Source organism: Larkinella knui, from assembly GCF_003858645.1.
GTDB lineage: Bacteria > Bacteroidota > Bacteroidia > Cytophagales > Spirosomataceae > Larkinella > Larkinella knui.
In genome coordinates this window covers 697,611-722,511 of sequence record NZ_RQJP01000002.1, presented here as the reverse complement: position 1 = coordinate 722,511, position 24,901 = coordinate 697,611, and the positions used below count along the sequence as shown (strand labels likewise).

Genomic DNA, 24,901 nt, shown 5'->3' with positions numbered 1-24,901 from the left:
AAGACGAATACTGTTATATTGTTGACCCGATTAGCCCTGACACTAGTCGATACAATTGTATAAAACCCATTTTATTCATCACGAGCAGCTTTGACTAGTTCGTTTCTCCCACCACAATGGCAAAAGAAAAAAAACAATCCAATCAGAAAAGCATTGAAGTTACCCTTTGGGAATCAGCCAATAAGCTGCGCGGTAGCGTCGAATCCGCCGAATACAAACACGTGGTGCTAGGGCTTATTTTCCTTAAATTTACAAGCGACAAATTTGAGGAACACCGCGCCAAACTCATTGCCGAAGGCAAAGAGAAATACATTGAGATGCCTGATTTCTATAACATGAGCAATGTTTTCTATCTGGATGAGGTGTCACGCTGGGATTATATCATTAAAAACGCCAAGCAGAACGACATTGCTCTAAAAATAGACACGGCCCTCAACAACATCGAGAAAAGTAACAAGGCCCTGAAAGGAGCTTTGCCCGATAATTACTTTTCACGGCTTGGACTTGATACCACCAAACTGGCGTCGTTGCTCGATACGATCAACGATATGGACACCCTGAAAGACAAATCTCAGGATATTGTTGGCCGGGTGTATGAATACTTCCTATCAAAATTTGCACTGGCCGAAGGCAAAGGTAAAGGCGAATTCTACACGCCCAAAAGTATTGTAAACCTCATTACCGAAATGATAGAGCCCTACAAAGGCATTATCTACGACCCCGCATGTGGGTCAGGTGGTATGTTTGTGCAGTCGATCAAGTTTATCGAGAGCCACCACGGCAACAAAAAAGAGGTGTCGATCTACGGACAGGAATACACTAATACCACCTACAAACTGGCCAAAATGAACCTCGCCATTCGGGGCATTTCGGCCAATCTGGGCCTGAAAGCCGCCGATACCTTTGGCGACGATCAGCATAAAGACCTGAAAGCCGACTACATCATGGCCAACCCGCCGTTTAACCAGAAAGACTGGCGGGCTGCTACCGAACTGCTCGACGACCCCCGTTGGCGCGGCTATGATGTACCCCCCAAAAGCAACGCCAACTACGGTTGGATTCTGAACATGGTTGCCAAACTATCCGACAACGGCGTGGCCGGGTTCATTCTGGCCAATGGCGCACTCAGTGGCGGTGGCGAAGAATATAAAATTCGTAAAACGCTGATTGAGAACAAGCTGGTCGAGGCTATTCTGGTGTTGCCGCAAGATATGTTCTACACCACCAACATCAGTGTGACGGTCTGGATAATCAATAGAAATAAGAAAAAACACAGCCGAAGCATTGGTGACGAACAACGGCACTACCGCGACCGGGAAGACGAAATACTATTTATGGATTTGCGGCAGATTGGCGAGCCGTTCGAGAAAAAATTCATTCAGTTCTCGGAAGAGCAGATAAAGTCGATTGGCAAAACCTACCACGACTGGCAGCAGGAGAACACGCCCTACGAGAACGTACCTGAATACTGCTACTCGGCCACGATTGAGGATGTGGAAAAGAATGATTTCTCGCTTGTACCCAGCAAATACATTGAGTTTGTGAACCGCGACGAAAATATCGACTTCGACGAAAAAATGAAAAGTCTTCAAACTGAGTTTGTTGACTTACTGCAGGCCGAAGCGAAATCTAAAAATGAGTTATTAACCGTATTTAAAGAGCTGGGTTTTGAAATCAACGTATAAACGAATCGGTAATTACATAGAACTGGTTGATGAGCGGAACTCTGGACTAAAAGTAAAGCAGCTTCTGGGGTTAAGTATATCAAAACAGTTTATTCCATCTGTTGCCAACATTATTGGTACGGACATGGAGAATTATAAAATCATCAGCAAAAATCAATTCGCCTGTAGTACAATGCAGGTACGGCGTGACAAGAAAATGCCTGTTGCGCTTTTGCAGGAAGTAGACAAAGCTATTATTTCTCAAGCGTACCCCGTATTTAAAGTAAAAGACGAAACGCAGCTTTTACCCGAGTATTTAATGATGTGGTTTACCCGCTCTGAATTTGATCGGGAAGCCTGTTTCTATGCTGTAGGGGGCGTGCGTGGCAGTCTTGAATGGGAAGATTTTTGCGATATGAAATTACCCGTTCCCCATATTGACAAGCAACAGCAGATTGTGGCCGAATACAACACGATCGTTAACCGCATCAACCTCAACAAACAACTGATTCAGAAGCTGGAAGAAACCGCGCAGACCATCTATAAGCAATGGTTTGTCGACTTTGACTTCCCCGGCGAAAACGGCCAACCTTACAAAACCAGCGGGGGCGAAATGGTTGAAAGCGAGTTGGGGGATATTCCGAGGGAGTGGGAGGTTAGAAAGTTTGGTAATATCGCAACTATTAAAGCAGGTGGTGATAAGCCAAAGGACTTTACATCTTTCTCGACAAACCAATGTCCTATTCCAGTTTATTCAAATAGTTCAGCAAACGAGGGCCTTCTTGGTTACACGAGTAAGCCTACAATAATGGATAATTGTATAACAGTCTCTGCAAGGGGAGCCATCATAGGGTATACTGTGTTAAGAAAAAAGCCATTTATGCCAGTAATTAGATTGATTATTATTATTCCAAAAGTTGAAAGTCATCTGAATTATATTTATGAGTGTATTAGGCGCTTGAAGTTTGATCAATCAGGGTCTGCCCAAGGACAGCTCACAGTTCCCGATGTGTCTTCTTATAAAATACTTATGCCTGATTCTGTTACACTTAATAAGTACCAGAAGATCGCAGCAGCACAAACAGATTGTATTGATTTAAAAAATCGAGAAACCGAAAAATTAACCGAACTTCAAGCCCTCCTCCTTTCAAAACTCGCTACGGTAGAAAACGACGTCAATGGCCAAGTATAGTGTTCATCAGCAACCCATCGAAACGCTGTTGACTTGGATAAAATCCGGCGAGATTGCCATTCCTGAAATTCAGCGGCCGTTTGTCTGGAAAGCCTCCAAAGTCCGCGACCTCATCGACTCGCTCTATCAGGGCTACCCCGTGGGCTACATCATCACCTGGCGCAACCCCGACGTGAAACTAAAAAACGGCGAGTTGTCGGCCGGTCGTAAAGTGCTTATCGACGGGCAGCAGCGGGTTACGGCTCTCACGGCCGCCATTGTGGGGCAGCGCGTGCTGGATACCAACTATAAGCAAATCAGCATCCGCATTGCTTTCAACCCGCTCACCGAGAAATTCGACGTGCTGAACAAAGCATACGAAAACAGCCCGGAGTGGATCAACAGCATTAACCCCATCATTAACGACGAAATATCCATCAGCAAAGCCATTCGGACGTACCTGACCGCCAACCCCGACGCTAATGAAGAGCTGGTAGAGGCACGCATTGAAAACCTGAAGCGCATAAAAAGCAAGCAGGTCGGCATTATTGAACTCGATCATGCGCTCGATATCGACACCGTCACCGAGATCTTTATTCGCATTAACCAGAAAGGCGTGGTGCTAAGCAACGCCGATTTTGTGATGTCAAAAATTGCCGCCGATGAACAGCACGGCGGCAACCGGATGCGCAAACTCGTCGACTATTTCTGCCGCCTGATTGTCGACAAAGATTTCAATAAGCACATTCTCGACAACGACCACGGTTTCTACGCCCACGACTATTATAAGGCCATTAGCTGGATGGCCACCGGTCACGATACCCTATATGTACCCAACTATATCGACTTTTTGCGGGTTGCGTTTACCTACCAGTTCAGCCGGGGCCGTTTCAGCGATCTGGTGGCCCTGCTGTCAGGCCGAAATTTCGAGACCCGTACTTATGAGGGCGAGATTGCCGAGCGCAGTTTTCAACGGCTATCCGCTGGCCTGCTCGACTTTGTCAACAGGACCAATTACCAGCGGTTTACCATGCTGGTCACCTCAACGGGCCTGATCAACAGCAAGTTGATTTCGTCTAAAAACAGCCTCAATTTTTCGTACGCACTTTACTTAAAGCTCCGTAAAGATGGTCTACCCGATGCTGAAATTCAGCATTACGTGAAGCGGTGGCTCATTATGTCGCTGTTGATCGGGCGTTATTCCGGCTCGTCGGAGTCGATGATCGACGAAGACATCAAGCAAATCAATGAAAAGGGCGTAGCAACGTACCTGACTCACATGGAGCAGGCTCACCTGGGCGCAGGGTTCTGGGAGTTCAGGCTAGTAAGCGACCTCGAGACATCTGGTACCAACAACAACGCCTACAACGTGTATCTGGCGGCTCAATGCAACGGTAGGGCGCACGCGTTTCTGGCGAAGAGCATGCAAACCAGCGCCCTCATCGAGCAACGTGGCGACATTCATCATCTGTTTCCGAAGAAGTACCTCATCAAACACAACTTTGCGCAGAAGCTCTACAATCAGGTAGCCAACTATGTATATACCGAACAATCGACCAACCTGAAAATCGGCACGATGGCCCCCGCCGATTATATTGGCAAAGTACGTGAGCAGATAGAGTTGGGTACGTTCGATATCTGTACACTTAGCACCTCGCAAGAGCTTCTGGATAATCTATCGCAAAACGACATACCATCCAGCTTCCTGCAAGCCACCCACCTCGATTATGAAGCCTTCCTGACCGAACGGCGGCAACTCATGGCCAGTAAGATCAGAGTCTTTTACGAGCATTTGTGAATCAACTATGAAATTCACCGAAACAAAGTTAGAACTGGTCTTTACCGAGTTGCTCGCCAATGAGCACTTTCCGCACCAACTGGGAATCACCATTGCCCGCCTGCCGGAAGAGGTACTTATTGAGGCCGATCTGCAAGCCTATCTGCTTCGGCGATATACGCCGGAGGCTCTTACCGTAACCGAAGCTCAGTCGATCATCAATCAGTTGAAAGCCTTGCCGGCCTCAGACTTGTATGAGACCAACAAGACCATCATGAACATGCTGGCCGATGGCTTTATTCTGAAGCGGGAAGACCGAAGTAAAAAGGATATTTTTATTGAACTCATTGATTACAAAGGGCTACAAGAACAACGTCAGGCTGATTCAGGTAAACTGGCCTATCTGGTTGCTGACCCCGAAAACCCGTACATCGCTGATCAGAACATCTACAAATTTGTTACCCAGTTAGAAATTCTTGGCACAGAAAAACGCATACCTGATGGTATCGTGTATATCAATGGTTTGCCAGTGGTGGTGTTTGAATTCAAAAGCGCCGTTCGCGAAGAGGCCACCATCTACGATGCCTATACCCAACTCACCGTCCGCTATCAGCGCGACATACCAGAGTTATTTAAATACAATGCGTTTTGCGTCATCAGCGATGGCGTAAACAACAAAGCCGGTTCTTTTTTTGCGCCATACGAATTTTACTACGCCTGGCGTCGGGTGGCCGGGTTAGCCAAAGACGTCGATGGCTTCGATAGTATGTTTACGCTGGTGCAGGGTATGTTTCAGCATAACCGCCTGCGCGATATTATCCGCAACTTTATCTATGTACCGGATAGCTCAAAGAAAAACGAGAAAGTGGTTTGCCGCTATCCGCAATACTATGCCGCCCGCAGTTTGTACGATCAGATAAAGAAGGCACAGCGACCCGATGGAAACGGCAAAGGGGGCACTTATTTTGGTGCCACCGGTTGCGGAAAAAGCTTCACCATGCTCTTTTTGACGCGCCTACTGATGAAAAGCACCTGGTTCGAGAGCCCAACCATCATACTGATTACCGACCGTTCGGACCTCGACGACCAGTTGGCGGGGCAGTTTACCAACGCTAAAAACTACATTGGCGATGAAACGATTATCAGTGTCGAGAGCCGCGAGCAGTTACGCATGTTGTTGGCCGGACGGAAAAGCGGTGGCGTATTTCTGACCACCATCCACAAGTTTACTGAAGACACGCAACTCCTCACCGATCGGACCAACGTTATCTGCATTTCTGACGAAGCCCACCGAACCCAAACTAATCTGGATCAAAAAGTAAAAGTGACGGCCGAGGGCGTTACCAAATCTTACGGGTTTGCCAAATACCTGCGCGACTCACTGCCCTACGCCACTTACGTAGGCTTTACAGGTACGCCCATTGATGCAACACTGGATGTCTTTGGCCCGGTAGTGGACTCGTACACCATGACCGAATCGGTCCGCGACGAGATCACCGTCAGAATCGTGTACGAAGGTAGAGCAGCCAAAGTAGCCCTAAATAACAGTGAACTGGAGAAGATAGAGCGCTACTATGAAGAGGCCGCCGAAGCCGGTGCCAATGCCTACCAGATTGAGCAAAGCAAAGAGCAAACAGCCAATATGAAGGCCATTCTGGGCGATCCCAAGCGGTTACAGGCTTTGGCCGAAGACTTCGTGAAGCATTACGAGAATCGGGTTGCAGAAGGGGCCAGCATTCTGGGCAAAGCCATGTTCGTCAGTAGCACGCGCGAAATTGCCTACGACTTTTATACCCGAGTCATTGCGTTGCGGCCCGCCTGGAACGTAAAACAAATCGCCGACGAAGGCATAAGCCTATCGGAGAAAGAAAAGAAAGAGATCAAACCCATGGAGCGGGTCAAGATGATTATGACTCGCAGTAAAGACGATCCCAAAGAAATGTATGACCTGCTGGGCACCAAAGAGTACCGGCAGGAATTGGACCGGCAGTTCAAGAATGAAAAATCTAATTTCAAGATTGCCATCGTGGTCGATATGTGGCTCACTGGTTTTGACGTGCCGTTTCTTGACACCATATACATCGATAAGCCCATTCAACAACACAACCTGATTCAGACTATCTCGCGGGTAAATCGCAAGTTTAAGGAAAAGGAAAAAGGGCTGGTTGTCGATTACTTTGGCTTTAAAACACAGATGAACCTGGCCTTAGCCAAGTTTGGCAAGGATGAAGAAAAGAACAACGAAGACGTCACGGAATCGGTAACGATCGTAAAAAACTACCTGGACTTGCTGGCCAGACTCTTCCATAAGTTCGACAGTACAAAATACTATTTCGGTACGACCCTTCAGCAGTTGAACACGCTGAATCTGGCTGCCGAGTATGTGCAGTTGACGAAAGACATTGAAACCCGGTTTATGGGTTTCGTTCAACGACTCAAAGCTGCCTACGACATTTGTAGCGGTAGGGAAGAGATCTCGCAGGCCGAGCGAGACAGCATTTATTTTTACCTGGCTGTTCGGAGCATTGTCTTCAAACTGACTAAAGGCACCGCACCCGACACCGCCCAGATGAACGCCCGTGTGCGCGAGATGATCAAAGATGCTCTAGCCAGCAGTGGCGTAGAAGAACTGTATAAAGTTGGTGATGATCAGCTAACGGAGCAGGACTTGTTTGATGAAGATTTTCTGGCCAAAATTGATAAGATCAAACTGCCTAACACCAAAATTAAGCTGCTTCAGGAGCTACTGGCCAAGGTAATCAGTGAACTGAAAAAGGTCAATAAAGTAAAAGGGGTCGACTTCTCCCAGAAGATGCAGGCGCTCGTCAATCGATACAACGACCGGAGCGAAAACGACATTCTACGGAGCGAGGTATATGAAGAAATTGCTGAGCAGCTAACTAACCTGATTTGGGAGGTACACCGGGAGTTTTCGGCTGGTGACGAGTTAGGCATTGACTTTGAAGAAAAAGCCTTTTATGATATTCTCAAACAGCTATGTGCCAAGTATGACTTCAACTATCCCGAAGAGAAGCTGATCGAGTTGGCCAGGGCCGTAAAGGATCTGGTGGATGGACAGGCTAAGTTTCCTGACTGGAATAAACGGGACGATATTAAATCGGCTTTAAAAGTCGGTTTGATCTTGTTGCTGGACGAGTTTGGATACCCACCCGTAGAGCGAGATGAAGTGTATGATGAGATTTTCGAACAGGCGGAGAATTTCAAGAAGAACAGTTTACTTAAGTAGAAATTGAATGTCAGCTATTAGATCATTGAATAGTCTGCATGGCCTATTATGAAAGTGATTAAATTTCTATGAATAGCTTCAGCGGCAAATTGCAATCTATACTGAACAATTGTATCTTTTGAGGCACACAAATCTAATTTCCTTTCATGTGTAATAAAATTATATAAAAACCCAAGATCATTTTTAACCAAAGTTAGTAGCTTAATAAGCCTGGTTTAAATACAGATGGATTTAGCATCCACCGGGAACGACTTCGGTTTTTACGGGCGATAAAATCGTGCTTCTGCAACTCGGCTAACCCTCGCCGAATCAATCTGGGTGACACTCTCAATTCTTCAGCAATATCGGACGTTTTCCATTCAACAGACCCGTCTGGTTCCAAGCGAGAAGCTAAATGGAGAAATACACAAAGTGATACCCGCTGCATTCGGGTTGTTTGGGCCAGAAAGTATAAGCTAGGCTCAAAGAGCACCATTGGACGTTCCTTTTCCTGATATTTCCACATAGATGGAACCTATTTATCCGCCTAGATACAGTAGCCGGAATGAAGTCATTGCATTACCGAAAGAGTATCAGTAAGATACTCTTTTTAACGACATTTCCCAAGCAAATTTTTATCAAAAAATGGGAGAATTAACAGTCGAAGGCCACGATTTAACTTGCGAATTCCAAGTATATGACAACCTTCTTAAATGAAGTTCAAAGAATTTCGATTTAACTAACTCATACCAATATACGAAAAACCCTATATTTAGATAAATAGTCATACTCGTAGTATCTTCAACTAAACTATATAGGGCGAGTGCCAGTTTTGGGCCATCCTCAGTGTGGAATCCTTGGGTGCAGTTCCGCCAGTTTTGATTCCTAAGTTAGTGGCAACCTCTATCCCGAGTTGACAACACCCGTCTGGTCGCCTGAAATCACTTTTTCAATTCGGAAAACCAGCTTTTTTTTGCAAATTAGTAGCTGATTAAACTACATGGAAATAGCGATAATCCCAACAAATAACGGAAGTTGATTCTGAGAGAAAATGAATAAATCCATCAATGTAAATACTGATGGATTTATTAAAAAGAGTATCAATTACAAGAAAAGTCAGTAGGGAGAACGAGGAACGTAGGTTTTGTTTCCGTTGCTGTTGATATAATATTGACCGCCACGTGGTCCAGTATGAACCTCCCTGGGCTGAGTGTTAGTAGTCGGGTAAGAATAATGCGGAATAGAAACTGGCTGGGTTTGATAAGAGTCAATGGTTGGCTGGGTTATCCTGTCATTAGACTTATAAAGTGACTTGTTTGGATCAGGGTCCTTATCATTGTTATCATAAAAACCGCTTAGACCGTCTTTGTCTGCATCTTTATTCAGGTTCTCCGGTTTTGAATAGGAGTTGTTGAATGAATCTTTATATGGTCTTGGCGTATAAGTCTTTTGCTGATAAGTTGGATATTGAGCGTAACACGCCAGATTAGATAATAGAATAATAGAGATAAATAGTAGTTTTTTCATATTATTTTATTTTTATCCAACAAGATACCGTATTTTGATTAAAACTATCTGAAAAGCAGGGCTTTTATTTATTGATGATTCTAAAATTAGCCGCAATTGTAGGTGCCAAAACTTCCAAATCTTTTATGAATCATCGAAAATAGGCCCAATTTTAAAATTGGATATGCAGCTTTTTCGGAAAAATACAAATGCTCTACCATACCCTCGGCCTTAGTTGGATTTTCAGCTAGAAAAAAGGATGTTATGTTAGACAAATTGACTGGACCAGCTGGTATTGAAATTTCCAGATTACTTTTACTGAATCTGATCGAACGAGCGTCGGTGGGGACTGTAGTAACACCATGCCCAGGGCCACACGCTATTTTTTGCATACCCCCGGGGTTCTCGGGTTTCGGTCTAGAATAAGGGATTCCTTACTTGTAGTTTGTGCGATTCATTTTGTCTTTCAACATTTGAAAATCCTCGACGGCTACAGCTGCCACCGATGGGGAAGGTAGGTGTCGGCAGGGTCAAGTGGCACTGGCTGGTCGTTCAAGCTTCTTAGTTCTAAGATTGATGCTGGCTAGAATATTGTAAGTATGATGGATAAGTATCTTTGCCCAGAAAGTTACTTCTTTTGCTTCCTATACCCTGCTCTCATGAATAACTATGTTCACCTCCTTTTCGGTCTTCTGGCTGGTTTATTAGCCGTTCAACCTGAGTTTTCATTTATAGCGGAATCGCATACCACGGCTGTGGCACACAGGGAAACTTCAGAGCCAAAAGTCCAGGTTGATAAGCAGTATAACCATTTTTTCATCCGCTACGATGGCTGGAATGGTGGTGATGGGGTTTATTCCACGCTACTTCCTAACGGTCGGATCGTCTGGACGTTCGGCGATACGTTCCTGGGGCTTGTAAAACCGGACCGTACTCGCTTGCCGGATCAGAACGTGATGGTTCGAAACTCGGTGATGGTTCAAACGGGCGAAACATTCGACAGTATCAAGACACTGAATCAAGGCGCTTCGACCACCAATTCGGCTCAAACCTTCTTTACCCATGCGAAGCAGAAAGGCGGCAAAGACTGGTACTGGCCGTTGGATGCTACGGTCTACGCCGGAAAACTGCAGGTTTTGCTGAGCCACATCCAAAAAACCGGGTCAGGTGCCTGGGATTTTAAGAATGCTTCAATCGATATCGCTATCTGCTCGCCAACAACAGGAACCTTCGAAAAAATCATTGCCAACAAGTACCAAGGCCCCTGGGGATACGGTGGTGCCGTGTGCGAAGCGGCTGATGGCTACACCTACCTGTATGGGGTCATCCACGGCAACCTGACAACGAATGTCGTCGTAGCCCGCGCTCCGAAAGGAGACCTGACGGGGAACTGGCAATACTAGAACGGCCGCCAATGGGGGAGCCAGCCGAACGACTATTCAATCTACAAGGATGCTTCCGATCAGTTCAGCGTATTTCGATCCGGCACCCGGTATTATCTCTTCACGCAGGAAATCGTTTTCGGCCGGCGGTTATTTCTGTCGGAATCGACCAGCCCGATTGGCACCTGGACGGCGAAACGACTCCTCTACACGGTTCCCCCAGAGCAGGGTACGGGCAAAGTTTTCACCTACAATGCCCTGGTGCACCCTGAACTGTCAAGAAATGGCGACTTGATGATTTCGTATTGTGTCAACGCAACCGATTTTGCCGACCATTTCAACAGTCCGGGTAGCGCGGACCGCTATCGCCCCTATTTCATTCGGGTCAATAACTGGCAATACACTGAATTGAAACTATTTACTTTTTATAATAACCTGACTATAGCCATGGACAATTTTGACGAACAGGAAGACAACATATTCCTTCCCAATGAGAATAAACATGAAAAATTAAGAGAAGCCTTCATTAATCTCCTCAGCAGTGTTGACTCCACCATTAACTGGTCGAAAGTTCAATGGGACTATAAAGAGGGTGAAGGCTTTGGTTCATGCACGTCCGATGATCTGGAAACAAGAAAGAAATTACAGGCTGCTTTTTATTTTCTAAACCCTGATTGGTCCAGAGGCCTTGAACAATCCTAATATTTGAGTAGCACAACCTTGCACATCGTCTATCTTTTGATACGAATAAATCAACTGCCGCACACGCTGATAAAATTCATTGTACCCATCTAAACAATGGTCAATAGCAATCTCATATAATTCCGTTTCGATATCTTCGTCGATGCCAATTACCTCGTCTGCTTCTCTCTCTTTGTGCTCCATGCCAATACTTTGCCGCCAGCGTTTTTGTGATTCTGAAAACCCTTGTACCATCTGAATCAGCTCTATATACTGTTCGATTTTCGGAGGAAGTATGAAAGGATTAAACAAATAATCTAAATTTGGCCGTGAATGCGATGAATTAACAAAGAAAGAAATCAGTTTGGCAAAAGGGTTAAATTCTTGGCCCTCTTCGATGGCTTTTATACGGTATTCTTCAAAACGGCCCTGAGCAAATTGGGTACTAACTTCAAAGAGGTTAGTTAATTGTTCATCCAGGTTATAGGCCTGATGATACATTTTAACTCGGGTAATAAAATCCTCACCTTTCACATCGGCAGATCGATTCCAGTTAAAGTAGCTACATTGTACATTATGGAATAAAAAGTGCGCTTCAGGTTCCAGACGCTGAATTAAATGTAAGTCAATCAAAGCGGTCATAGTATTAGCATTTAGATGGTGAACATGTAAAGAATTTTAGCCGCACAGGTATGGACATCGCCAGTTGGTCGGTATGCATCGATCAGGTTACGGCAGAGCCAATAAAAATGATCCTACTTATCTATGTAGTAGTGGTATTTGATCTCGGTGAGTTCGTTGGCTATTTCATTAGGATCAGTAGCCACATCACAGTATTGACTATGCTCGCTCTGTCGAAAGATTCTATGCGATTCAGAATAAGCTGACACCACCATAGGGAGCTCTGTATACTGCTCGATCCGTTCGGGTAATCGATTTACTGTTGAGGGTAAGGATTCGTCAGTAAAAAAGCGCGTCAGGTCATTAAAGGGATCGTACGGGTGTAGATTATCGGGATCAACGCATTGTTGTGCTTATCCATATAAAGCTGAAAATTACCTGCCACAAAATCGGAGCAAACCTAATGGAGACCTGATAAGCTGTTCTTCAGGTTACTTGTCTGAAAATAAGTCTAAACACATTTGATAAAGTTTTCACCTTGTACTTCAGCAGAGTGGTTCCAGGCATAGAAACTACCCTCTACCCATCCCACATACCGCCTACCCTGGGACTCCAACTCTTCCATTAACTTCAGATTTATGAGTGCTGCCATTGAATTTGTTGTTTTGGTGTTTGTTTTTAGCAGAGGAGTGAGTCAGAATGAACTCCTTTGCCTCTTAGAATTTCTTATAAAGAAATTTTTATAATATCTTACGTGTAAAAGAAGCGTTGTAAAGTATTGAATATCATATCAATACGTACTACCACTCCGCATTTAGGTACGTAGATTCCGCACTTAGGTACGTAAAAAGCCGTTTTTTTTCGCACTTAGGTACGTAGATTCCGCACTTAGATACGTTGTTATCATTGAAAATTTCCGCATTTAGGTACGCAGTTTTATACCCAATTGGGATTGATCCTAAATCGATATTTAGGCTCTCCACTTTTGTCGGGAATGATCTTCCAGTCCAATAACAAGCCGATGGCTTTCATATGCTGTAACCCTTTGTCAACATATTTTTTAACATGTTTTTTGGATCGCTTTGAATCCTGCATCCAGTCCTCTGCTAACTTCCAGTAGAGTTTATCAACGCCAGTTTCAAATACATACTTTTGGCTACTTCTAAACGTATCAAAGTGCCTAAGCAGACCGAACGTAACGCTTGAAATATCTTTTTTCCCACCATTAGCCTCGTATAACATTCCCAATAACGAGTTTGGATATCTGTGGAATTTCTGGTCAATCTGGTCAACGAATAGAGCGTTCAGCCGAATAATAATTTGGGTTGTGGACGAAATGACTATATCGTCCACCGACGTAATTTCTCTTGTGCCCGAGTAAACATTTAATAAGGGCTCGAATCCTTCGACTCTATCGACGATCCTCCTGCCATCCTTTAATGGCTGCTCCCTTTTATATTTAACAATTATTCTTTTTTTTGGATCGTCAGCTAATTGGTTAAGCAGTTTCAAAACAGTCTTCATTTCCGGACCCGCAACTTTTGCGCCACCATTGTATGCACGAGTGAGTTCGTACAATGTCAAATCCAGCGTTGGGGTTTTTCTAATGAGTGGATCCGTTGTAACAGGATGATCTGCCGGACGTTTATGTATATTAATCCTAAGATCGTGTTTGCCCGCCCATGGGAAAGGCAAGCTATTTGGGTCACTCACATTACCAGCGAAATAATCAACAGCGGCTTTGTCAAGCGTTTGGCTTTTATGATGTAGAAGCATCGAAAGACAAAAAACTAATTTCTCTTCCGCAGGAGTCAATTTGATACCCAATCCACGCTCATTGGCCCATTCTTTATCCAGGTTTTTGGCTAGTATACTTGCCTGTGTGTTTGGCCCTAGTTGATCAAATATATCCAGTTGCTTAGAATCCAGTTTTCTTTTTTGCTTGTCTGGATACCTGTATACGCTTTGTTGTTCACCAAAAACAGCAGAACGCATAAACGACCCTTTGACGGTTATCGTAGTCTCTGCTTCATCTCTTTTTTCTACAACAACTGAATTCTCGACATCTACTTTATTTATGGCTTTTGATTCATTTTCAGGCGTTATTGCTGAATCGGTTTCTATTTCACCCGGTAACCTTATTTTTCCCCGACAAACAGCACCATAAAAATCCACCGCCAGCCGTAGCGGCTCTTGTGTAAAAAAGAAATCGGTCATGCTCGTGAAGTATCTCCAAAAATCTTTTTCGTCCTCCATGGGCGGAGGTAGTTCGTTGTTCGAATCATCAAAGGCGCTAACCGGGATAGCTGTAACGTTTCTGTAATTCATTACAATTTTATCACTATCAGCATCGACCGTTATTGTTAACTCTTTTATGAAGTTGTAAATCAGGATGTGCGAACAGTCAATATAATCCCTTAATTCCGGGTCTAATTCCTTCACCCGCGATAGCCTTTGTAAATAACCGAGCAGATATTCACGACCTGGCATTTTCATTAACTCCTTTAAGGTAGGGTCCGGGTCAATAAAAAATGAACGGAAATTACAATATTGGTTCTCTCTTGGCCACTCGAATTTGTATTCTATAAACTTGCTCGTTTTTAAGTTTTGTTGGGATTCCATAATCTGCTGATACATATCCATTAAAATCCAGGTCCATCATCATCATCATCGTCGGAAGTTACCTTTGGAACGAGTTGGACCTTGGGTAAAATCGGGTGAGGGGATTGCCCTGTTACCTGTACAACCCGATTTCGGATAACACCGGTATTGCCATCAAAAGTCCAACTTTCTCCTTGCCCCATTCCAGTTGTTTTACCGCCCCGAAACTTCAAGATTTCGGCATAGACATCGCCATATTGGGCTAATGCTGCAGCGGCATCGAGGTCTTCTTTTGTACCCATTGGTTTCTTTGCCAAATTCCAGAAGCCGACTATACAATTAGCGATTTTTTCGATATCTGATGCATCGGCGATTTGGGTAGGATGAAGCCGTAGAGGACTGGTAACCGTTCGATTGAACTGCGCACCAAGTACAACGGGTAATCCCGTATCGACGGCGGCATTTTTCAAATCCAGACAAACCCGTTTTAATTCCTCTGCTCTGGTTCCGGCTTTAAAACCTTCTTTATTAATCAACTGCACATAATCGATAAAAACACCACCAGCGTTTCCATATTTGGCAACATAGCGGATTGCATCAGCCAGCGCTTCAGAACCATATTCAACATATTTGATAGCCACCCTTCCCGTATCAATCAGGCTTTCAAAGAAATTTCTTCGAGCCACCTCAAAAGTTTCTCGGTTGTATTTGCCGACCCACTCAATACCATGCTGGTCATCACGGTAATAGGATCGGATACTAGCCCGGTTGTTTTTACTGATACTATGATCGATATCGATGCTCAGTGCGGTTATGAGAATACTGTCCGAGTCTTCTTCAAAACTGAAAAGATAGAACGACTTTTCAGAATTCTGCTTCGAAACATTCAGTAAGGCATTTAAAAGTAGCGTGGTCTTTCCGTGGTTGGTCGGCGCACAAATTAGAGAAATAGCCCCCGCCGGAAATTGAAGCTCCTCACCGTTTATAGTAAGACCCGTATTCAGGCTGTCGGGTTTCAGTTTGAGACGCTCGGCAAAATCTTTTTCGGTCGTTGGCACCAACAAATTCGCATAGTTGTCTTTACTAGTCCGGGATTTTATTTCCTGAATCCCTTTTGTCAGATCAACCAAAGCTCCATTTGTATCGCCAATCTCCTGTTTTGCGCGAACCCGATCGAGCAGCGCCGACATTTCTTCATTTTGGGCTTCCAATGCCCGATCGAAGCGGATTCTCTCCGTAATTTCCTGATAAATTTCCGATGTAATCCCCAGTCGGTTTTCTTCGCTGAATGCCAAAAGCAGTAACCGATACCGTTCTCTGTCGTGCGGATCCTTTATCTTTGCGCCCGCATCGTGGACGGCAACAAAGAACCGATCTTCCTGTTCGGCTGTCAGATAGCCGCCGTTTTTATTATACAATTCAGCATAGTGTCGAAGTAACCGATTCAGTATAAACTCATACGGACGTACAGATTCACCCTCGTTTGAGTTGATGTCCTGAACCTGACGGATATAAATCCGGGCATCGGTCCAAGCTTCTAACGCTTCAATAGTTTGTAGAACTTCTTTTTCGGCGGATATATCGGTAAAGTAGATGTAAATGTTATCCAAATCCGCAGACTTGACATTTTCAATTTTAATTGTCTGGGTACTGCTAACGAGATTGATTACCTCAGCATTTATACTGACACCTTCGACCCGAATACGGTCGGCTTTGACTTGGGTCGGTAGAGTGTCCAGCTTTCGACGAGTGCTAATCTGACCAAATCCTATTTCGGCCAACCGCCGTGCTGCTATCTTTTTATCACCACTACATTCCAGTAAAATAAATACATCAGATGGGCTGTAAGCCACTTGTGGCTCAAACGCGGTAGAGGAGCTGAAAACATACAACTTCCTTTTCCCTTCGTGAAAATTGCCCGACGTTTCAGCATCGCTTTTGCCTGGACGTTTCAGGTGAATGCGGTCACCCTGCCGCTTTACAAACTTCCAGTCGTGTTGTTCCAGTAAGGCGACCACATCCCCACGTTGGTTGTAGGCGGCAAAAGGTGAGTCATCATTCTGTTCAAAAAATTCGCTGTTACGAACCGGCAATCTTTCTGGATATTGCTCCTCATCCGGCATCATGTCAAAACTTCGGGCAATGGCTATTAGCGTATTCCGCTGATCTGGAGTAATGGTCGGGATCGTATCGAATGAACCGGAAATTAATTGATAGTTCGTCGATGGCGGGGCGACGATGAAACCACCTTCTCCACGCGTTTCGATCAGCACCAGCCGTTTTTCTTTAGTCTCTGATTCAACGGGTAGCCGCTGGGCCAATTTCTTATTACCTTCAATCTGTGAGCACCGGTAATAAAGGTGATAACCACCACTGGGAGTTTTGACCATAACCAGTTTAGCGGCAATAGTGGGTAGTGCTCCTTCAATACTACTCATCAAATCCTGCATCAGTTTTCCAGTCAAGTCGTACTTGCAATCGACGTCAATTACCTCCAGACCGCCCGATACGTTGCCGCAGATAATTCCGACATTGACCGACGCCGGGGGTTCAAACATTTTCCGCAGGGTTGCCTCGTCCATCAAAGTCTGTTGATGAGCTTTCCACCCCCCAACAGGCCGTTTATCTACCAACGACGGAACTGCTTGCAAACCGGCATGTAGGTATTGTACTGCTATTTCAACTATTTCATTTGCCATCGCTCAACGACTAGAATGGAGTGGATGATCCCAGGTAAAAAAGGTCTGGGTTTAAGGTTGGTTGTATACCCTTGGCCTGAAGCATTAAATCGAACCCATTTTCTGCCCGCGTTCGATCTTTGGTTCTTGTCAACAGCAGCGAAATGATTTCTTCTTTGGTATACATCATACTGGGTTTTAATAACTTGTCTGCTGTATCCCGGTATTGCGTAAATAATTTAGCTTCATTGCAGCCTGCTGGTATAAGGTCAAGTGCACTGATCAATTCCGCTAATGCCGGATTTTTGGTTTGCATTTGACGTATAAATCGCTCAGCTTCCAAAATCTCTGGTTCACTCTCGGTATACACTAGGATAGGTGTACCAACCAATGGTCTATTCCACTTAGACTTCCCAAATAGCCTTTTATCTGGGATTATACAGGTGTCGCTTTCGTTGACTACCAACTCTAATACGGTAGAGGAAGGCGCCTTACGCCTGCCACGGAGAACGCGGATGTCAGTCACTAAACTTTTCATTATTTTAAAAATTGTAAGTGGTTGGCTATCTGAGTTGATTTCTCATGCTGATTTTCAGAGTTACCCCGATTTAGTTTGCTGGTTGTACAGAATCAGCCCCAATTCACTTCCAGAAGGGTCTTTATTTTTTAGCAATGATGTGGGTTTAACTGTTAGCTTTCAATTAGCGTATGAAGCCAGGCAATAAGCCCATCAATGCTTTTGACAATGTGGCTGTTTTTTTCAATCAGGATATAATCCCCCCTTTCACCAGGTCGCGGAATAATGATACTGAAATTAACCTTCCTAATACTGGCTCTAATAACAGTCCCAAACTCGACAGAATCGATAGCCCAGATTGTACCGCTTATGGCTAAAATCACCTTTTTAACATCAAAGAGGTACACAGAAACTGTTCGTGCTGATGGTGTTTGTATCGCCATTATTTGAATATTTTTGCCTAACGAACACCTTTATACGCAGCTGTGATTCACTCTTTGTTTTTTGCAATTAGACGGCTAATTCTAGCCTGCGGAACGCCAAGTTCCTGAGCAATTTTTCGCTGACTTTTGCACTGCTGAATCAACTTAACTACTTTGAGAATCAGGGCTTCATCGGGTAATTCATTGTTCTGAATCACTGGATCAACTGAAAACCTCATTTCTTCTATTGGAACAATAGGCCGGGTAAAATCCTGCTTGATCATAGGATCGTGTCCTACACGAAGGCGGGTGTTGATATCACTGGCATCAAGCGCCGGAACAAGTATGTAACGTTGCCGGTAGTATTCAGAAATCCGGTCGTAGGTAATTCTGTAATGATCTTCATCACGAATTCCAGACGTACGGATGATCAGTACAAACTGCGATTCCTGCCGGATTGCGGTATAGGAATTTTCATCCTTTAAAACTTCATCCACATCTCCATACAGAAATGGTAATGCTACGAATCCTGAAGGCAACCCAGCCATATCCAATCCCCAGGTTATAACGTAATTAGCCCACTTTGAGGAATGTCGAAACAACCATAACAGGTGGACTCCGGGAAACGCTTTTTCCGGCACTTTATCGTCTTCGTTTAGGTAAATAGAGATTGAAGGGAGAGTTTTTGCCGGATTGGAAGTAGATACCGGCTTGTTGGCATTTATAAAGGTTTCCAATTTTTGAAAAACCTCTTCCAATATCGGATGGTTGACTGTGTCAGCTTTTATTTCGGAAAGTGTCTTTAAAAGTCGGACACTTTCATCTTGTGAGAATGTCAATTGAGAGCTCATACTACCTGTTTACGCCCTCCTTTGCGCTCCTTTGATTGAATGTAATGATCTGCTAGCTCTGCACTGAGATTAGAATGGCCGTCGATCAACCATTGGTCAATGTCTGCCTGACGGAAAACAAGGCGTTTGCCTTTGCGAGAAAAAGGTATTTGACGTCTTTGTACTTTACCGTACAATGTTGTCACAGCAGGCTTACCAGGCAGGTAATTACTGAGTTCTTCAATTGTGAAAAAACGCTCAGGAGCAGGCGGTGCCTGAAACCGTAAAAATGCCATTAAATCATCGAACTTGCGGCCTAACTGATAAACATAGGCGGGAAGCTGATCGAATGTAATCGGGGGTTGTTTCATTACTGACAGTTCTTTGTGTGAAACTTGTCAGCAATACTATTGCTTTATCAGGAGGTCTGCCGAAATTAGTAACTTAGGTAAAAACAAAAGTAAGATATGTAAGACAATAGGCTATTTTAGTCAGTTCCACTCTCCTACAATACTGTTCGATTTCGCGAAATTTGCCTTTACTTCATCGAAAGTAAAGTTTGTAAAGTTGTCCGTAAGTAGTCTTATATATTTATCACGGCATTGCGTACCACGTTCAACACCAGTTTCAATACAAATACAGTTTAGATAATATTGGTAGAACAACTTCCAAACAAATAACTTTTCCTTTGGTCCAAAATTAAGGGTTAGTTTTTTAACTCCAGTTTTTTTTAAAAATGCTCTGTCAATGAATAATTTCAAATCGTTTACAGAAAGAAATAGTCGCCCATTATTACTAGTGTTAGTCGATAATTTCATGAACCATTTCTCTACTTCGTCCAATGACATACCATTAAACTTATTTACTTTTATCGAACTATTAAAATCGGAATTTATAGAATTATCTCCTTGAGATTCATTTACTTTTAAATTGTAGTGTCCACCTTGTATAATCTTTCTTACGATTCGACTTTTAGCATAAGATTTATTAAAATCTGAAACTAAGATTTCATAAGTCAAATTGTTTTTTATCCACTCTAAGGAATGATTACTATGAAAATGTTTAACCCAACTCCAAAACTCTTCAAAAGACACGCCTAAGCCAAACTCTTTAAAGTAAAATTCTTTTTCATTTTCATAAACTTCTTTAGCAAGTGGCTTATAGTGATTTGCCCCGATTAGTTTTTCAATGAAATTCTCTAAAGCTTTTTGAGTTATCGGATAATTTTTATTTTGATTTACTTCCGGATTATTTTTAGTCTTAGGATTGGTGTCTCTTATTTCAAAAATTATATTAAGAAACTCTTCTTCGTATTCATTCAATTTTACCCCTGATTTTTTCATTTCAATAAGGATATGCAGCGGCCATCTGTCCCGATTTTCCATATCTAATATGCTTAATTTTTAATGATAATTTTTATCCTATTTGTAGCCTCCTGCTTTTTCTGATCAACGATTTTAGCGTAAATCTGAGTTGTCTTCAGTCCACGGTGACCCAGCATTTTGGAAACCGTATAAATATCGGTCCCCATTGTCAGTTGTATGGTGGCATAGGTATGCCTAAAGCAGTGGAATGTGATATCTTTCGTAATTCCGGCGGCTTTAATCCATTGCTTTAAAATCTGGTTGTGGTAGGCAGAATAGGAGAGGTCCGGAAACACCCGGCTATCTGGTTCACCACGCGGACCCAACAATTCGTAAGCCTGCTCAGGAATCGGCAAAAACTCGACACCCTGAGTCTTTTGTTGCCGGAACTGGATACTATAAACGCCCGCGGCCGTGTCCCGGACTTCACCCCAGGTGAGGTTTTCAATATCCGAAAACCGAAGCCCGGTCAGGGCCGAAAACAATGCAGCTACTTTCATCACCGGCATTGAACACTCTGTATTGGCTACGGCCTGCAACTCCTCCAGTGTAAGAAACTCCCGACTTGTTTCTTCCGGTTTAATCGATCCTACTTTTGCGTTCAAGTCGATGGGTAGCAACCCATCACTGAAAGCATCCTTCAGAGCGGACTTAAACTTGTTGAAATAGGAGAGGGCCGAATTAATGGCCAGCAGATCGCCGTTGCGCCGGTTAGGTGCCGACAACAGGTATTCCCGAAACTCAGTGCATTTCTTTACTGTTAGCTCGGACATTTTAATCGTGCCACCCGTGAACTCTTCCAGGTATGCCTGGGCACTCGTCCAGTTATCCTGGTTACTACCTTTGCGTTTGGAGGTCTGCTGTTTGAAATAAGCTACAAAACACGTTTTTCGCTGACGGTCGGATAAAAAGCCATAAGCGCTGAGTTGGACGTCGAGCTGGCGTTTTGCCCGGATATTCTCGGCTAATCCAATTGTCTCCTTGTTCTGATCTTTATCAACAATTGTTTTGGGCTTATTGAATATGTATAGCCCCAGAAATTCCCGCCGGGTTGGTTTACCAGTGTCCGGATGAGGGATTGCTGGATAAAAATCAAGGTACAGACTTGAGCGCCCATCCGAAATCGGTTTCTTACGGAGTTTGACCTTGATCATGATGGGGTAACGGTTGGAGAAAGAAGTTGGTCGATTCGGAATTTGGGCACATAAGCATAAATCCCATTGTACTGCTTTGGTATTTCGTTTCTCCTGATCAAATTGTGCAGCGCTTTTTCGGATATTCCATATTTCTGAATCACTTCTTTCATAGTGTAACAATCAGAGAGTTGGATTACAACTGTCATAGGTCTTGAAACCGATTTGGGTTGTTCGAATAAGCGATCAATATCTAACCGGGGAATGACGGTCCGGCGGCCGAGTTTGACAAATCGTAATTCACCCCGCTCATTCATACGGTATAAGGTTCGGCGACTTATGCGTATCAGACGGGCTGTTTCGTCGACGGTTAAATACACCTGAGCTTTCAGGTCTTCAATGGGTTTCGCTTTAATTCGCTCAACCTGTTTATTGCTTCCCTCTACCTTTTCAGCGCGTTTACGGGCTTTGTATGCTCGTTTGGCGCAATCATCACTGCACGTTTTGGACGTAGTTTTACGGGCCTCAAACTCAATACCACACTGTTCACAAATACGAATAATACGGAGATTAGAACTCATAGTCAGTAATTGCCAGATTGTGCCAGTAAATTATTTGGTGTGTCAATATGTGCCATTAATTCGCCAAAAAAACGAGCATTTACTATTAGCCCGTCATTAAGGTACAACTAAGGTACAAATTACCACTGAATAACCAATCGGTATTACTCAGAAAAGTTGCAATGTTTAAGCTATAAATGGCCTATTGATAGGGGTTTACTGAGGATTAGAAAAGATATATAATATCTTTGCTACGTGAAGTTACTTTCCAATACAAAACTTGCTGAAAATCGTCGCCAGCAGATCATCGTTGGTGATCTCGCCCGTCAATTCGCCCAGATGATGGAGCGCGTCGCGGAGTTCGAGGGCGATCCAGTCCTGGGTGGTGCCGTCGTCAATGCCGTCGAGGACGCGGACGAGTGCGGCATCGGTTTGGGTCAGGTGTTGGTAGTGACGTAAATTTGTAACCACCGTGCTGCCCGGAATCGCGTTGGTTTTCACAAAACCGGTCATGCGCCGGGTCATTTCGTCGAGATTTTTGCCCGTATTGGCCTGAATGGGAACGAGTTCTTTTCCAAAATCGAGCCGCCACTGGTCAATTTCATCGCTGGATAATTTGTCCATCTTATTGGCAACCAGTAGGTAAGGTACATTCCGTTGCTTCAGTTCCGTTTCAACTTCGGTTATTTCCGCTACCGCGGTTTCGGCCACATCGAAGAGGTAAATAATGATAGCGGCTTTGTCGAGCTGCTGCCGGGTACGCTCCACACCGATGGCTTCGATGGTGTCGGTGGCTTGGCGGAGCCCGGCCGTATCGATGAGCCGGAAACGAATCCCGTCAATGAATAATTCGTCCTCGATTACATCGCGGGTGGTACCGGGAATATCCGAAACAATGGCTTTCTCTTCGTTCAGCAACGCATTCAGCAAGGTCGATTTGCCGGCATTGGGTTTGCCCGCAATAACCGTTGCGACACCATTCTTGATGGCATTGCCGACCGAAAACGATTCGATTAATGGCCGTAATACGCGCTGGATGGCGAACACGAGTTTCCGCAGATCGTCGCGTTTGGCAAACTCCACGTCCTCCTCGCCAAAATCCAGTTCCAGCTCAATCAGGGCTGCAAACTCGATCAGTTGCTGCCGAAGGGTTTTGAGTTGTTTGGAAAAACCGCCCCGAAGTTGCGTCAGGGCGGCCCGGTGGGTAGCTTCGGAATCGGCGGCAATGAGGTCGGCGACGGCTTCGGCCTGCACCAGATCGAACTGGCCGTTCAGAAAAGCCCGCTGCGTAAACTCGCCCGGTTGCGCCATCCGAACACCTTCTTTGAGCAATAACCGCAGAATTTGCCGGATCACATACTCCGAGCCGTGGCAGGAAATTTCAACCACATCTTCTCTGGTGAACGAAGCCGGACTGCGGAATAGAGAAACCAGCACCTCATCGATGATGGCGTTTTCCTGATCCCGAATGGTGCCGAAATGAACGGTGTGGGAGGGTTGCTGATTCAGATCTTTGCCGCGAAAAATCCGGCTCGTCAGATCGATGGCGTTGTTGCCCGACACCCGAATAACGGCAATGGCTCCAATGCCCGGCGCGGTGGCCAGGGCCGCAATCGGCTCCTGTTGTAAGATGGTCATTATAAACTCGGATAAACTCTAAAGTTTCTGATAAGCTCTGATTCACAACTGGTTACTCAGAGATTATCAGAGAGAATCAGGGTTTATCAGAGGCTGGAATTCAATAATTTTGGAAAAATAGGCAGCGAAGTAGCCAGTCCAACCAGCCGTTTCTCCAGCGGGACGGCGGGAATCCCCAGCAAATTGGCCAGTTCGTCACCAAGGAAGTAACGCATTTGGGCCGCCGGGAGGTTCCGCAAGGCCGGTGGAGCCAGATTTTCGAGGGCTTGAAGCAGTGAGTGGGTCAAACTTTTCCCTTGTTCTGACATCCGAAACTGGCGCCGGGCAATCGTACGTTCAAGGTGGAAGGCTTCGCGAAGATTGCGGGGTAACAAGGCTTCCGACACGCCCAGTAAAGAACCGGCTACGTTGATCTGGTGCAGGTAAGCCTCTTCCTCTTCTTCGGTCATCGAAATACCGGCTTTTCGCAGCCCCCGCACCACAATGTAGGAAAAGGCCAGGTTGGTAGCGGCCATATCTTCCTGGTTGATCGGATACCCCCAGGCCAGATCCCACTGCCCGCCGTGGAGCGTAAACCAGCGGATGGAGGCATGTAACAAACGGATTTTCAGGGTTCGGCGAATGGCTTTTCCACTTTCCCAATCCCTTCTTTTCATCACCCCAAATACCCATTCGCCGGTTTCTTCCAACCGCTTTCGGGTGTCGTTATGAATGCGTTGGGAGATCCACAGCACCCGGGCACCATCCGCACCGGCGTAGCAGTACGGTAAGGAATAGCAGCCCAGCGTTAAACCCACCGCCACCTTATTTTTTTGAAAAAACCGCATGGCGATCTCCATCCGGCGATGGTCGGCCCAGTCGGGAAGATGCGCATGGGCGTTCATAAACTGCTGAACAGCCGGGTGTTGGTCAGAATCGTCCAGCTCCGTAGCCGTGCCCAGCCAGCGCATCAGCGCACCGACGCCTGCCCGATTGCCTTCGGCGGCCACCGACGCAATAACCGCATCCGCCGACGCGTCGCCCTGCTGCCGGTAGCGGTCCAGTAATTCGTCCGAAAATAGGCGGTTGAGACTGATGGTTTTCAACATAGGTACCGGCGGACTTGAGTCCGTAATGTATAGGTCATTGCA

The 24,901-nt window shown here is 44.9% G+C and carries 17 protein-coding genes and 1 pseudogene; 5 read left to right on the top strand and 13 right to left on the bottom strand.

Going from position 1 to position 24,901, the window contains the following annotated elements:
- Nucleotides 1-116 precede the first annotated feature (116 nt).
- The 4 genes from EHT87_RS11835 to EHT87_RS11820 are packed head-to-tail and all read left to right on the top strand — an operon-like array spanning nt 117 to nt 7,859.
- Nucleotides 117-1,685, top strand: coding sequence for a type I restriction-modification system subunit M (locus EHT87_RS11835; RefSeq protein ID WP_124906830.1), 1,569 nt, complete (start codon nt 117-119; stop codon nt 1,683-1,685).
- Nucleotides 1,669-2,856: a restriction endonuclease subunit S gene (locus EHT87_RS11830; RefSeq protein ID WP_124906829.1), complete on the top strand. Its 1,188-nt coding sequence runs from the start codon at nt 1,669-1,671 to the stop codon at nt 2,854-2,856. Before EHT87_RS11835 ends, EHT87_RS11830 begins: the two co-directional genes overlap by 17 nt.
- Nucleotides 2,843-4,633, top strand: coding sequence for a GmrSD restriction endonuclease domain-containing protein (locus tag EHT87_RS11825; RefSeq protein ID WP_124906828.1), 1,791 nt, complete (start codon nt 2,843-2,845; stop codon nt 4,631-4,633). Before EHT87_RS11830 ends, EHT87_RS11825 begins: the two co-directional genes overlap by 14 nt.
- Before the next feature lie 7 nt (nt 4,634-4,640).
- The gene (locus tag EHT87_RS11820; protein ID WP_124906827.1) at nt 4,641-7,859 is read left to right on the top strand and encodes a type I restriction endonuclease subunit R; all 3,219 of its coding nucleotides are present in this window, start codon (nt 4,641-4,643) and stop codon (nt 7,857-7,859) included.
- A gap of 1,095 nt (nt 7,860-8,954) precedes the next feature.
- Here the strand turns inward: EHT87_RS11820 and EHT87_RS11815 are convergent.
- Nucleotides 8,955-9,365: a hypothetical protein gene (locus EHT87_RS11815; RefSeq protein WP_124906826.1), complete on the bottom strand. Its 411-nt coding sequence runs from the start codon at nt 9,363-9,365 to the stop codon at nt 8,955-8,957.
- Between the two features lie 578 nt (nt 9,366-9,943).
- Here EHT87_RS11815 and EHT87_RS31575 point away from each other — a divergent pair.
- Nucleotides 9,944-11,428: pseudogene (locus EHT87_RS31575) on the top strand (DUF5005 domain-containing protein).
- On the opposite strand, the gene EHT87_RS11800 reads toward EHT87_RS31575, so the two are convergent.
- The 12 genes from EHT87_RS11800 to EHT87_RS11745 form a co-directional block, all read right to left on the bottom strand.
- Entirely contained in the window at nt 11,390-12,049 is a 660-nt protein-coding gene (locus EHT87_RS11800) for a hypothetical protein (protein ID WP_124906823.1), read from the bottom strand. The pseudogene EHT87_RS31575 and the gene EHT87_RS11800 overlap by 39 nt on opposite strands.
- 915 nt (nt 12,050-12,964) lie before the next feature.
- Nucleotides 12,965-14,650, bottom strand: coding sequence for a hypothetical protein (locus EHT87_RS11795; protein WP_185716190.1), 1,686 nt, complete (start codon nt 14,648-14,650; stop codon nt 12,965-12,967).
- 20 nt (nt 14,651-14,670) lie between these two features.
- Entirely contained in the window at nt 14,671-17,328 is a 2,658-nt protein-coding gene (locus EHT87_RS11790; protein WP_124906821.1) for a bifunctional DNA primase/polymerase, read from the bottom strand.
- Between the two features lie 10 nt (nt 17,329-17,338).
- Nucleotides 17,339-17,845 (bottom strand): hypothetical protein, encoded by a 507-nt coding sequence (locus EHT87_RS11785; RefSeq protein ID WP_124906820.1) that lies wholly within the window; start codon nt 17,843-17,845, stop codon nt 17,339-17,341.
- 152 nt (nt 17,846-17,997) lie between these two features.
- Nucleotides 17,998-18,267 (bottom strand): hypothetical protein, encoded by a 270-nt coding sequence (locus EHT87_RS11780; protein ID WP_124906819.1) that lies wholly within the window; start codon nt 18,265-18,267, stop codon nt 17,998-18,000.
- A gap of 47 nt (nt 18,268-18,314) precedes the next feature.
- A complete protein-coding gene (locus tag EHT87_RS11775; RefSeq protein WP_124906818.1) occupies nt 18,315-19,097 on the bottom strand; it encodes a helix-turn-helix domain-containing protein in 783 nt (260 codons plus the stop codon).
- Nucleotides 19,094-19,447: a helix-turn-helix domain-containing protein gene (locus EHT87_RS11770; RefSeq protein WP_124906817.1), complete on the bottom strand. Its 354-nt coding sequence runs from the start codon at nt 19,445-19,447 to the stop codon at nt 19,094-19,096. Before EHT87_RS11770 ends, EHT87_RS11775 begins: the two co-directional genes overlap by 4 nt.
- A gap of 120 nt (nt 19,448-19,567) precedes the next feature.
- On the bottom strand, nt 19,568-20,461 hold the full coding sequence (locus tag EHT87_RS11765) for a hypothetical protein (RefSeq protein ID WP_124906816.1): 894 nt from the start codon (nt 20,459-20,461) through the stop codon (nt 19,568-19,570).
- Nucleotides 20,462-20,472: 11 nt separating this feature from the next.
- A complete protein-coding gene (locus EHT87_RS11760) occupies nt 20,473-21,594 on the bottom strand; it encodes a site-specific integrase (protein ID WP_124907236.1) in 1,122 nt (373 codons plus the stop codon).
- Nucleotides 21,591-22,154: a helix-turn-helix domain-containing protein gene (locus EHT87_RS31735; protein ID WP_124906815.1), complete on the bottom strand. Its 564-nt coding sequence runs from the start codon at nt 22,152-22,154 to the stop codon at nt 21,591-21,593. The genes EHT87_RS11760 and EHT87_RS31735 overlap by 4 nt, the downstream gene beginning before the upstream one ends.
- A gap of 240 nt (nt 22,155-22,394) precedes the next feature.
- Nucleotides 22,395-23,771 (bottom strand): tRNA uridine-5-carboxymethylaminomethyl(34) synthesis GTPase MnmE, encoded by a 1,377-nt coding sequence (gene mnmE, locus EHT87_RS11750; RefSeq protein ID WP_124906814.1) that lies wholly within the window; start codon nt 23,769-23,771, stop codon nt 22,395-22,397.
- An 86-nt stretch (nt 23,772-23,857) separates the two neighbouring features.
- A complete protein-coding gene (locus EHT87_RS11745; protein WP_124906813.1) occupies nt 23,858-24,859 on the bottom strand; it encodes an oxygenase MpaB family protein in 1,002 nt (333 codons plus the stop codon).
- Between the last annotated feature and the right edge of the window lie 42 nt (nt 24,860-24,901).